Raw genomic sequence first — 12,328 nt, forward strand, 5'->3', positions numbered from 1 at the left:
TTATAAACCATCCGCTTCATCTTTGGCCCGGTTGCGCAGAATAAACCGCTGAATCTTGCCGCTTGGCGTTTTTGGCAGTTCCGCCATAAATTCAATCTCCCGCGGGAACGCGTGGGTCGATAAGCGACTGCGAACATGGTTCTTTAACTCTGTGGCCAGCTCATCACTGGGATCATACTGTGATTTGAGCACCACATAGGCTTTGATAATCGCCCCCCGCTCCTGATCCGGTTTACCGATCACGCCACTTTCGGCAACTGCCTCATGTTCCAGCAGAGTGCTCTCGACATCCGAAGGCCCGACACGGTAGCCCGCCGTAGTAATGATATCGTCATCCCGACCATTGAAGGAGTAACTGCCATCGCCGTGACTGATAACAACATCGCCGGTAAGATAGTATTTGCCCCGGAATGGATTTTTTTCACCCCAGGTGTAACCGGGGAAGAAGAACAGCGGCGACTTCTCCATATCCACCGCCAGCTCACCAATCTGCCCCTCGCCCAGCTCATTCAGATCATTATCCAGCGCGACCACCCGGTGACCCGGCATAGAGAAGCCCATCGAACCGACCCGAACAATTCGCTGTTCAAGATCATGGTGGTTGCAGGCGGTCATGCCGGTTTCAGTCTGACCATAATGATCCATCACCGGACAACCCAGACGCCGCTCGACCCAGCCGATAACTTCCGGGTTAAGCGGTTCACCGGCACTGCTGGCCAGGCGCAGATCAAAAGCATCCTCTTTAGCAAGCAGACTGTCATTGGCCATCAACAAACGATAGGCGGTTGGCGCGGCGGCCAGGTTCGTGATTTTATACTTACGCAGCATGGCGTAGGTGGTTTCCGGCGTGAAGGCGTTTTCATTGAAATGGGTGGTGTTGCCCAGCAATAAAGGACCGACTACCGCATAGTACAAGCCGTAGGCCCAACCCGGATCGGCTACATTCCAGTAACGGTCTTCAGGATGCAGGCCGATGGCATAACGCATATAGACATAAAACGACAACAGCGCCCGGGCAGGCACGGCCACCCCTTTGGCTTTGCCCACAGTACCCGAGGTAAACATCTGCAAAAATGGATCATCAGCGCCAATTCGCACAGGTTCAAAAACAGATTCCTGTTCGTTAAGCTCAGTTTCAAAGTCGGCAAGTTCAGCATACTTTGCCTCTGCGCCATCACGGTTAAACAGCAGAATCGGTGGACAGCCATTAACCGCATCAAGCTTGCCAATATTATCGGGATCAGTCACCAACAGCTTGGTGCCTGCCTGGCTGACGCGGTACTCTATCGCGCCACTGCCAAAGGCGGTAAACAGTGGCTGATAAACGGCTCCAGCCCGCAGGACGCCTAATACAACGACCAGTAGTTCAGGTGTTCTTGGCATAAGGCACGCCACCCGATCACCCTTGCCTATGCCTCTGGACGCCAGCAGATTAGCAAACTGTGCAGCCCTTCGCTGAAGCTCAGCGAAGGTATGACTGGAGGCGGGCCGACTGGCCCCTTCATAGTTTAACGCCACCCGGGACGGGTCTTCTGCCCAGCGATCACAGATCTCTTCACAGACATTAAATCCCTGTTTCAGATCACCGATCAGCTGTGCCTCAATCATGGACGGAGTAAAGGAATCGTAGAATTCCTGATAGTTAGCAATAGTCATTATTTGCCTCGTTATTATGTTTATTAAGGCCCTGCGGAGGGGTAGTACAACCGACCTCATGTAGCAGGTTCTTCCCTTTATTTGCACTCTGAAATCATTTCTGTCTAATCAAACAAACCGCTCTCTCTGAGGGTTTCAATTTCGCCCAGGCTATATCCCAGCTGTATCATTATCTGTTCTGCCTGTTCACCACACCGGGGAGCCGATCTGATCGGTTGACGCTCAAACCCTAAAGCCGAGCCGAGCTGCCGCTCGCCATTATCTCGGGTGACAACCATCTGTCGGGCAATAAACTGGGGGTGCTGTGCCGCTTCAGAAACGGTTAACACCGGCTCCACGCAGATATCCAGTGCTGCCAGTTGCTCGCACCAGCTGTTAAGATCACGATGAATAAATTTCTGTTGTAACAGCGTCTTGAACTGGCGCTCTTCCAGTGGCGGGTTATCCTGGATATTCATCGCCTGTGCCAGCCGCTGACGAAACTGAGGTTCGAGACTGCCGACCGATATGTAGCGATCATCGGCGGTGCGATAGTAGTCATAGACGCCAGCACCGTTAAGAAAGTTACCTTCCGGTTCAGGGTCTTTACCGCCATTCAGCGCTGCAGGCACCATCAGCGCCTGTAACGCCAGGGTATTGTCAGCCATAGAGATATCCAGATAACATCCCTCTCCACTGCTCTGACGACCGATCACTGCGGCCAGTATTGAAATCACCGCGGGGTGTGAGCCGGCAGCAACATCTGCCACCTGCAACCCCATCGGAACGGGCCCCTGAGATTTGCGTCCCATATGGCTGGCAGCCCCTGACAACGCCAGATAGTTAATATCGTGGCCTGCCCGGTCGCGATAAGGTCCCGTCTGACCATAGCCGGTAATGGAGCAATAGATCAGTTGCGGATTGACCTGTCTGAGGGTTTCATAATCCAGCCCCAGCCGCGCCATCACCCCAGGGCGAAACTGTTCGATGAGAATATCGTATTCGCCCACCAACTCACTTATTACTTTCACAGCTTCGGGGTGTTTAAGGTTCAGAGCCAGCGACTGTTTACCCCGGTTAAGATAACCGAAGGCTGCGGACTGCCCCTCAATCTGTGGCTGCATGCCGCGCACCAGATCATGTCGAGATGCTGACTCAACCCGTAAAATATCGGCGCCCAGATCCGCCAGTAACATACTGGCATAGGGCCCCGGCAACAGCGTTGACAGGTCAAGCACCTTCAAACCTCTCAAGGGCGTTTTCAAACCAGTCTCAACCTGCAGCCTGAAGAATTTCACGGGCGATGATGACACGCTGAATCTCACTGGTGCCCTCATAAATTGAGGTGATCCGGACATCCCGGCTCATTCGCTCCAGTGGGTACTCCTGCATGTAACCATAGCCGCCCAGTAACTGCAGGGCTGTGTAACAGGCCTGATTCGCTTTTTCACTGGCAAACAGTTTTGCCATGGAGGCCTCTTTGGCAAAACTCATACCCCGTTGCTTACGATCAGCCGCACTCATCAGCAGCAATCGTGCGGCTTCAAGTTCGGTCATCCGGTCAGCAATCATCCATTGCAACCCCTGAAAGTCAGCGATCGGCTTACCAAACTGCTGCCGCTCTCGGGTATAGGCTATCGCGTACTCCATCGCCGCCAGCCCCACACCCAGTGCCAGAGAACCGATACCAATACGTCCTCCGGCCAGTTCAGCCACGGCGATGCGAAAGCCATCATTGAGTTTGCCCAGAATGGCATTATCCGGCACTTCACAGCCATCAAAATGAACTTCATTGGTGGCCGAACCATGTTGCCCCATCTTCTTCTCAGCCGGTCCGACAGTGATACCGGCGGCGTCGGCAGGCACCAGAAAACAGGTAATCCCCTTGCCTTTTTTAGCCTCCGGATCAGTGACAGCCCACACCACAAAAACACCGGCAAACTCGGCACTGGTGATCCATTGTTTTGTACCGGTAATCGCCCAGCCATTGTCTGTTTTTACGGCTTTGGTTCGCATCGAAGCAGGGTCGGAACCAGCGCCCGCTTCAGTAAGGCAAAAACTGCCACTCAGATATTCACCACTACAGATCTTTGGCAGGTAATGCTGTTTCTGCTCTTCGCTGCCCACCACCTGAATCACCTCGGCAACCATGTTGGTTACCGACATGGTCACCGCCGTTGATGCACAGGCCCTGGCGATCTCGGTAACGGCGATACTGAAGGCCACCGCTCCCGCGTCAGTGCCTCCGTATTGAGCATCGATGTTCAATCCCATAAAGCCAAGCTCAGCCAGTTGTTTACAATGAGCGGTGAGAATATTGCGATCTTTGGTTTGATCCAGTTGCTCAGCAACAGTTGCCAGCTCACTTTCCGCAAAACGGCGGGCAGCATCCTGTATCATCTGTTGCTCTTCGGTAAGGTTCAGATCCATCGGGTATTCCTGATATTTTTGTTCTATCCCCCAGCCTGAATCCAACCAATCAGGAATTTATAGGGGTTTTCCCTTAAGTATATACCCCAAAAACACCGGACAGGTAAACAGCAAATTGAAAATTTTTCTCTGGCGGGATGGGTAAATTTTTTGCGCAAACTGCCTCAGATCATACAAATGTCACCTTTTACCGTTAGTTTAATTGCCCTCAGAGGATTAACTGTTAGAATCCGCCTCGTCACACACAAGTCACATATGCACAAACTGAATGATGAATAAGAAAAATAAAATACTGATCAGTGCGTGTCTGTTAGGTTGCAAAGTCCGTTACGACGGCAGAGATAACCTGATAGATAACGATTTTATCCGACACTTGCAGCAGCAAGGACGCCTTGTACCAGTCTGTCCGGAACAGGAAGGCGGACTTCCAACCCCGCGTGCACCCGCCGAAATTCAGGATAAATTCCCCCTGCGAATCACCAGCACTGATGGCGAAGATGTCACACCACAATTTCTCTCCGGAGCTGAAATAACCCTGGAAATAGCTCAGCGGGAAGGCTGCTGCTGCGCTTTGCTTAAATCCCGCAGCCCTTCATGCGGTAACCTCGAAGTTTACGACGGCAGTTTCACCGGCACGCTGAAAGCGGGTTCCGGCGCAACGGCTGATGAGCTTATGCGAAACGGATTTCCGGTCTACAATGAGAGACAGCTCGATCAGTTGATCGAATTTATTGAGCTGCTGGATGGCTGCGAACCCGATACCCGACGCCGTGCCAGCTAGTTACCTCTGAGGCAGAGGCTACCGATACAGGAGACCCGTCCATGATCAAGGACGAGCTGGCTACTCTGACACAATTCTATACCCTGATTATCGATTTCTTCGTTAATTACAGTTTTCAGGTCATCGGGGCGATTATCATTCTGATCATTGGCCTGATCGTCGCCCGCTGGATTGGCAAACTCACCCTCAGAGTCTGCCTGCGAAACAATGTTGATGTCACCCTCAGTAACTTTATCAGCAGCACCGTCAAGCTACTGCTGCTCGCGATGGTTGCTGTGATCTGCCTGGGCAAGTTTGGTATCAGTGTCGCCCCCTTTATCGCCGCGATCGGCGCGGTCTCCCTCAGTATTGGTCTGGCTCTTCAGGGGGTTTTCTCCAACTATGGTGCCGGTTTCACCATTATCCTCACCCGACCTTTCGTCGTCGGCAACACGATCCGCTGTAACGATGTCTGCGGCGTTGTGGAAGAGATCCGCCTGGCCTATACCCAGCTGTCAACCGAGGATGGTGAGATTATCACTATCCCCAACAAGCATATTGTTGGCGAGGTGCTGATCAACTCGTTTGAAAACACCATTGTGGAAGCCACGATCGGCATCAGTTACTCCGCCAACCCTGATAAAGCTATCGAACTGATCAGAGAGCAGCTTGCAGCTAACGCGTCTATTGTGAAGCAGCCTTCTCCTCAGGTTGGTATCGCCGGGTTCGGTGATTCTTCAGTCAATATCGCCTACCGCTACTGGGTGCCAACCAAGCAGTTGTTCGAGTTACAGTTTCAGATCAACGGCGCTGTCTACCAGGCATTCAGAGAGGCCGGAGTGGAGATTCCATTCCCGCAACGGGAGGTGACACTGAAATCACCCCGGCCTGAGGAAGAACCCAAGTTACTCTAAGTATAAACAGCCCCTCTGCAGCATAATAACAATTAACACAACCACAGAATGGAACCGCTATGAGTAAGCCAGACACAACCGACCCGACCGTCCACGGCAGTTGCCTCTGTGGCGCCGTCAGCTATCAGTTCAGTGGCATCCCCCGGGGATTTCAATACTGTCATTGCTCCCGTTGCCAGAAGGCTTCCGGCAGTGCTCACGGCTCATTTATGTTTGTATCGCCGGAGCAGTTCAGATGGCTCCGCGGTGCTGATCTGGTAACACGTTATGAGGTGCCAGACGCCAGGTTCTATGCATCCTGTTTTTGCAGCCGTTGCGGATCATCTCTGCCCTGGGAGGTTAAGGGTGCCAACAATATTGCTATTCCGGCAGGCTCGCTGGATGATGATCCGGGAGTCCGGCCGCGTCGCAATATATTCTTCGACTACCGCGCCTGCTGGTTCGAACCAAGCAGCGAACTGGAGTGCTTCCCTGAAGGCCCCGGGCGCAAATAAGCAGCTATTCGCGCTGATAACTTTCAGACAATAAAAAAGGCCCCGCGGGCCTTTTCTATTTGAACAGTTTTCAATCAATATTTATCCAGCATCTCTGGCCGGAACTCGTCGGTCGTCACGCTATAACCATGCTCCTCAATGGTCTGCTGCAACTCTCTCATCGTGCGGTGCAGGTCATCCATTGTGATGGTATTGTTATCCAGATTGTAGAGCTGCTCGGAACCGTTATAACTCCAGTTCATTATCACCATTGCATCCCGGTCACCGGTTTCTATCGCCGCTTTGATCTTTTTCTGTTTACGATAAATCTTGTTGAGCATCTGCTTCAGATCCCAGACATAGATCACTTCGTACATATACTCATGATCACGGTAACGGCGCAGGAGTGAAACCACCACAACCGCAGCAACCACAACGCCCGCCACATTCAGCCAGAAATTACTGCCATCCTGGTTACCAATCAGTTGGATCAGGAGAGTAGAGACGGATAACGCGATCACTGAAAGCAGTATCACCACACCGATCATGATCTGTTTATAATGTTTGCTATAACGCTCTTTGTTAATCTGTTTCAGCTGCATGTTATTTTTACCCGAAGAATGATTGGCGCGATTATAGTCTCTCGCGGGAGTAGCACCAAGGCGGCAGATCAACAATCTTGCACCCCACGGACAAAAACCTGAGGCGAGTAAAAATGTATAAGGCTATCCTGATTTTTCTGGCGGTCCTGCTTATTAATGGCTGCAGCCAGAGCCTGCGCCCCCTGGCACCGCAATCCGGACCCACTGAGCACTGCGCAGCAGCGCTGACCTCATTGCAACAACTCAGCCTCAGTTACAGCGGTATGCAACAGGGAGAGCAGGTTGCCAAAGCCCCCTGGCTTCGCAGTAACAGACTGGTGGACTATTATCGCCAGACCGATCTCACCGAAACGCAATTAGCCGACCTGCTGAGCCTGATGTCACAGCTGGCTGTGACCAGCCTTAATTATGAAACCAGACTGATCCCGGCTTCCAGACTGCAAGAATGGCAGCAACGTTTTGACATTAGCGACGCCAGCCGCTTTATCGATCATTGCAGCCAGACGCTGGTGCAGCAACAGTTGCAGTCCCCCGATAAAACCCGTCGCTGGTTACGCAGCCTGCCCGAAGACGACGACTATCGGCCACTGGCCAGAGTTGCCGGCTTCTACCCAATCACCGCACTGCTGTTTAAGCAGGGCGTCATACGGGAACATAACAGGCTATACCAGCAACCGGAGAAACTTAAAGACAGCCAATGGACAACCTATACCGCCGCAACAGTATCGACAACCACACCGGCTATGGCTTCAGTCGCCTATAACAGTCTGGGCATCCCCCGTCTGACCCCGACGCAGCAACAGGCACTGCTTGAATATCACGCACCCCTATGGCGACTGCCTGACCATCAGCGGGTTAACCGCCCGGGCACCCCCTACTGGGCACAGGGAGAGCTTCGGGTAGACCCGCAACCAAGCAGCTTTACCTATATCAGTTACGGAATCCATCACAGCCAGATTACCCTGCAGCTGAACTATCTGATCTGGTTTCCTGAGCGCCCGGCTGAAAACAGCTTCGATCTGGTCGCCGGACAACACGACGCCGTACTGTTTCGGGTGCACCTGAGCCCCTCCGGAGAGATTCTTGCCTATGACAGCATCCATCTTTGTGGCTGCTGGTACACGCTCATTCTGCCAACCGGGACACGTTATTCCGACCATCACGACCTCTATCATGAACCCACCTTTGTATTGCGCACCGACAGAGGCCGACAGCAAATCTCGCTGACGGCTGACTCCCATCTGCTTATCGCCAGCCAGAAACGCGATCTGCCTCCGCCTGTCAGCACAAAGTATCAGCTGAAACCATTCACCAGCCTGATACAGCTGAAGACAGGGGATAAATACCGCTCCGTATTTAACCGGCAAGGCTTTGTAAGCGGCTCTGAGCGACTGGAACGCTGGCTATTCTGGCCCATGGGAATCTCTAACCCAGGTGCCCTCAGGCGCCCCGGAGATCATGCGATCCGTTTTGTTGGCCATCTCCACTTTGATGACCCTCAGATTCTGGAAAAGCTCGGCGTGGACAGCGATTAACCCGGTTTCAGCGGGTTTTCTGCTTTTTCCTTCGCCACGACTCTTGTCCCGGGCGGACGGGCCACATACAATGTTCCGCTAAATTATCTATTCGATTTCAGGTTTATAAAATCTATGCGAGCCAGCCAATTTCTGATTGCCACACTGAAAGAAACTCCCTCTGATGCTGAAGTTATCAGCCACCAGCTTATGCTGCGGTCAGGTATGGTCCGTAAAGTGGCCGCTGGCCTGTACAACTGGCTGCCGACCGGTCTGCGGACCCTGCGCAAAGTTGAACGGATTGTGCGCGAAGAGATGGACAGATCCGGTGCGCAGGAAGTGCTGATGCCAGCGATACAGCCGGCTGAACTGTGGCAGGAATCTGGCCGCTGGGAAAAATATGGTCCGGAACTGCTACGTTTGCACGACCGTCATAACCGTGAATTCTGCGTTGGCCCAACCCATGAAGAGGTCATTACAGATCTGGTTCGTAACGAGATTCACAGCTATAAGCAGTTGCCTGCGAACTTCTACCAGATTCAGACCAAGTTCCGGGATGAAGTGCGCCCACGCTTCGGCATTATGCGTTCACGTGAATTTATTATGAAGGATGCCTACTCCTTCCATTGCAACCTGGAATCGCTGCAACAGACCTACGATCTGATGCACCAGACCTACTGCAAAATCTTTGACCGTATCGGACTGGACTACCGTCCGGTACTGGCAGATAACGGCTCGATTGGCGGCAACTCCTCCCACGAATTCCATGTTCTGGCGGATTCCGGTGAGGATGATATCGCTTTTTCCGACAGCAGCGACTTCGCCGCCAATATCGAGAAAGCGGAAGCTGTAGCACCGGCGGGTGAACGCGCAGCCCCCACTGAAGAGATGACCCTGGTGGATACACCGAATGCCAAGACCATCGCTCAACTGGTTCAGCAACATGGTCTGCCAATTGAAAAAACCATTAAGACCCTGTTTGTTAAAGCATCCGATGAGTGTGATGCTGACTTTATCGCCTTGCTGGTGCGTGGTGATCACGACCTCAATGAGATCAAAGCAGAAAAACTGCCGCAGGTTGCCGCACCTCTGGAGATGGCCGATGAAACAGCTATCAAGAGCCTGATCGGTGCCGGCCCCGGCTCCCTGGGCCCTGTCAACCTGCCAATTCCCTGCATCGTTGACCGCACCGTTGCACTGATGTCTGACTTTGGTGCTGGCGCTAATATTGAAGGCAAACACTATTTCGGTATCAACTGGGATCGCGATGTTGCCCTGCCAGAAGTGGCGGACCTGCGCAACGTTGTCGAGGGTGATCCAAGTCCCTGCGGCAAGGGTAAAATCGTTATCCGTCGCGGCATCGAAGTAGGCCACATTTTCCAGCTGGGTCAGCAGTACGCCAAAGCGCTGAACGCTACCGTTCTCGATGAAAATGGTAAAGCGGTCACTATGGATATGGGCTGCTACGGTATCGGTGTTACCCGTGTAGTGGCTGCTGCTATCGAGCAGAACTACGATGACAACGGCATTATCTGGCCAGAAGCAATTGCACCGTTCAGTATCGCCCTGGTAGCGCTGAAGTATGAAAAGTCCGAAGCGGTGCGCGAACAGGCTGACAAACTCTATGAGACCCTGACTCAGGCGGGTTACGACGTTATTCTGGATGACCGGGCTAAAGTGAGTCCCGGAGTTAAGATGGCAGATATGGAGCTGATGGGCATCCCTCACCGCATCGTCATCTCAGATCGCGGCCTTGAAGCGGGCACGCTGGAATACAAAGGCCGCCGGGATGCAGAGAAACAGGAGATCCCACTGGCCGAGCTCAGCGCTTTCATTGAACGCAGCGTGGCCCGATAAAATCACACAGCAGGCCTCTGGCCTGCTTTTTTTTACGCCAGTGAAACTGAGTACCACTGTACGCTTAACCCAACCTGCCACGGTATCTGGTTATGGATAACATCAGGCTTCTGACGCCCCCCAATGATACCGCCCGGGATTCTGAGCGCTGGTACGAATTTGCCATCTATCTGAGTCGTCAGTGCGGCGATACCGTTACGCCCCTGATCACCACCACAGCAGAAGAGTTTCAACAACAGCTCGGCGATGCCGGGATGGTCTATTGTGCCCCTGAGCAAATACCCACCCTGATACGTGACCATCGCTTTATTCCACTGATGCAGCCTGTTGAGGTGTATGAAGAGGTGGTTATTGCTTCGGGACCTGCTGCCTCAGAACATCGACTAAGCGCCATTCAGGGCTGCTCGCTGGGAGGCATCAAAGGCACCTTTGCTAACCGGCTTGGGCTTACCACACTGAAGGCGAAACAGATCCGGCCCGGGTCCATGGCATATGCCGAAAACTGGCTGCAACTCCTCAAAGCAGTACAACAGGGACAGCAACCCTACGCCCTGCTGAGTAAAAACTTCATCGACCAGCTGTCAGAACTCAGTCTGACATCGGTCAACCTTCTGGCCCGCAGTCACCTGCGCAAAGCATTTCCCCTGTTGATGGCGGCACCGCAGCTCAAACCCAGGGTAAACGGTTTACGGGATATACTCGAGAGAATGGCTGATGATCCGAAGGGAGCGGCTGTTGTCGAAAAACTGAATAACCAGGGCTGGAAAAAACCCTCACAGCAAAGCATTATAAACATGGTTAAATTACTGCGTGGCAAGTAGTACCCGCTCATTTACCACTCAGTTCACTGACAGATCAGGAGTCCGATTCAGATGTATATCGCAATGAACCGTTTCAGAATAAAGCCAGGTCACGAGCAGGATTTTATCGACATCTGGAAAAACCGTGACAGCCACCTCGAATCGGTACCGGGTTTTATCTCGTTTAATTTGCTGCAGGGCGAAACTAAAGAGGACCACACTCTGATGTCATCCCATGCGGTATGGCAGGATAAAGCAGCATTTGAAGGCTGGCTTAAATCCGATGCGTTCAAAAAAGCCCACGCCAACGCCGGTACCCGCAGGGATATCTATCTCGGACCACCTCAGTTTGAAGGCTTTGAAACCGTACTCTGAGCGAGGCAGCGCCGGCTTCCCCTGCCGTGCGGAGAAACCGGCTTAATCAGGCACTTTACATTGATTAATTAACAGATTGTTTAATCTGAATTTTGAATGGTTATAAATTTACCTGTGCGACTGACAATCACCTTTTTACTCATGCTGCTATCATGGCCGCTACTGGCAGCAACGCAGGAAGTCGATCCCCAGCTGCGGGAGGCGCTTAAGCAGGCATTTGCGCAAAGCAGTAGTTTTGAGGATCGTTTTGCCGCAGAGGTCTGGCTCACCGACATGTCCGGTCGCACCAAACGTTACGTCAGCAATGAACTGGAGCGAATTGAGATTCTCAGAACCGTTCATGCTGAAGCTCAGCGGGTTGAATTACCCGTCTCGTTACTGCTGGGTGTGATACATACCGAAAGCCGTTTCAACCGCTTTGCGGTATCGGTGGTCGGTGCTCAGGGACTAATGCAGGTCATGCCTTTCTGGAAAAAAGAGATCGGCCGCAACGATGATAACCTGACCAACATCCAGACCAATCTGCGCTATGGAGCCACTATTCTGAAATACTATCTGGATCGCTCCAAAGGCAATCTGACGGAAGCGCTGGCACGCTACAATGGCAGCTACGGTAAGGTCTGGTATCCGGAAAAAGTTTACCGTAATCAGCGCCGTTACGAAGACTGATTAGCGAATCACAAAATCGCTATATCTCTCCTCAGTTGCCACCCGGCTGGCTTTTACTTCGGCGACACAAGCAAGCTCAGGGCCGATACCGAGCCAGGACTCCAATTGCATCAGACCATGCTCGTTGCCACAGGCCATCACCTCAACCCGCCCATCATCGAGGTTCCGCACCCAGCCGGTTAAACCGTTTGCCAGCGCCACCTCCAGTGTAGACTGGCGAAACCATACCCCCTGCACACGACCACTCACCCAGGCATGTAAACACTGCATATAAACAATTCCCAAAGATTAAGTTAATT

General features: G+C 52.6%; 13 protein-coding genes. 8 read left to right on the forward strand and 5 right to left on the reverse strand.

The features are described from left to right. The 3 genes from JW499_RS11125 to JW499_RS11135 form a co-directional block, all read right to left on the reverse strand. Window positions 1-1,656, reverse strand: a complete 1,656-nt coding sequence (locus tag JW499_RS11125) for an AMP-binding protein (protein ID WP_205210669.1) — start codon at window positions 1,654-1,656, stop codon at window positions 1-3. Between the two features lie 104 nt (window positions 1,657-1,760). Beyond that, a complete protein-coding gene (locus JW499_RS11130) occupies window positions 1,761-2,960 on the reverse strand; it encodes a CaiB/BaiF CoA transferase family protein (RefSeq protein WP_332874429.1) in 1,200 nt (399 codons plus the stop codon). Further along, window positions 2,908-4,065 (reverse strand): acyl-CoA dehydrogenase family protein, encoded by a 1,158-nt coding sequence (locus JW499_RS11135; RefSeq protein ID WP_205210671.1) that lies wholly within the window; start codon window positions 4,063-4,065, stop codon window positions 2,908-2,910. The genes JW499_RS11130 and JW499_RS11135 overlap by 53 nt, the downstream gene beginning before the upstream one ends. Window positions 4,066-4,333: 268 nt before the next feature. Between JW499_RS11135 and JW499_RS11140 the strand changes: the two genes are divergently transcribed. The 3 genes from JW499_RS11140 to JW499_RS11150 are packed head-to-tail and all read left to right on the forward strand — an operon-like array spanning window position 4,334 to window position 6,233. Then, a complete protein-coding gene (locus tag JW499_RS11140) occupies window positions 4,334-4,846 on the forward strand; it encodes a 2-thiouracil desulfurase family protein (protein ID WP_269814560.1) in 513 nt (170 codons plus the stop codon). Between the two features lie 41 nt (window positions 4,847-4,887). Then, window positions 4,888-5,739, forward strand: coding sequence for a mechanosensitive ion channel family protein (locus JW499_RS11145; RefSeq protein WP_205210672.1), 852 nt, complete (start codon window positions 4,888-4,890; stop codon window positions 5,737-5,739). Window positions 5,740-5,798: 59 nt separating this feature from the next. Next, window positions 5,799-6,233 carry a GFA family protein gene (locus JW499_RS11150; protein ID WP_205210673.1) on the forward strand — a complete coding sequence of 145 codons (435 nt, stop codon included), beginning with the start codon at window positions 5,799-5,801 and terminating at the stop codon, window positions 6,231-6,233. Window positions 6,234-6,307: 74 nt separating this feature from the next. On the opposite strand, the gene JW499_RS11155 is transcribed toward JW499_RS11150, so the two are convergent. Beyond that, a complete protein-coding gene (locus JW499_RS11155) occupies window positions 6,308-6,814 on the reverse strand; it encodes a DUF3087 family protein (protein ID WP_205210674.1) in 507 nt (168 codons plus the stop codon). A 113-nt stretch (window positions 6,815-6,927) separates the two neighbouring features. Between JW499_RS11155 and JW499_RS11160 the strand changes: the two genes are divergently transcribed. From JW499_RS11160 to JW499_RS11180, 5 genes are all read left to right on the forward strand, one after another. After that, complete coding sequence (locus JW499_RS11160) at window positions 6,928-8,349, forward strand: hypothetical protein (RefSeq protein ID WP_205210675.1); 1,422 nt, start codon at window positions 6,928-6,930, stop codon at window positions 8,347-8,349. 114 nt (window positions 8,350-8,463) lie between these two features. Continuing rightward, window positions 8,464-10,185 carry a proline--tRNA ligase gene (locus tag JW499_RS11165; RefSeq protein WP_205210676.1) on the forward strand — a complete coding sequence of 574 codons (1,722 nt, stop codon included), beginning with the start codon at window positions 8,464-8,466 and terminating at the stop codon, window positions 10,183-10,185. 92 nt (window positions 10,186-10,277) lie between these two features. After that, window positions 10,278-11,006, forward strand: a complete 729-nt coding sequence (locus tag JW499_RS11170) for a PhnD/SsuA/transferrin family substrate-binding protein (protein WP_205210677.1) — start codon at window positions 10,278-10,280, stop codon at window positions 11,004-11,006. Window positions 11,007-11,057: 51 nt separating this feature from the next. Then, a complete protein-coding gene (locus JW499_RS11175; RefSeq protein ID WP_205210678.1) occupies window positions 11,058-11,360 on the forward strand; it encodes an antibiotic biosynthesis monooxygenase family protein in 303 nt (100 codons plus the stop codon). A gap of 96 nt (window positions 11,361-11,456) precedes the next feature. Further along, entirely contained in the window at window positions 11,457-12,029 is a 573-nt protein-coding gene (locus JW499_RS11180; RefSeq protein ID WP_205210679.1) for a lytic transglycosylase domain-containing protein, read from the forward strand. Here the strand turns inward: JW499_RS11180 and JW499_RS11185 are convergent, their stop codons facing one another. Next, window positions 12,030-12,299 carry an acylphosphatase gene (locus JW499_RS11185; RefSeq protein ID WP_205210680.1) on the reverse strand — a complete coding sequence of 90 codons (270 nt, stop codon included), beginning with the start codon at window positions 12,297-12,299 and terminating at the stop codon, window positions 12,030-12,032. Window positions 12,300-12,328: the final 29 nt, after the last annotated feature.

Source organism: Amphritea pacifica, from assembly GCF_016924145.1.
Classification (GTDB): domain Bacteria; phylum Pseudomonadota; class Gammaproteobacteria; order Pseudomonadales; family Balneatricaceae; genus Amphritea; species Amphritea pacifica.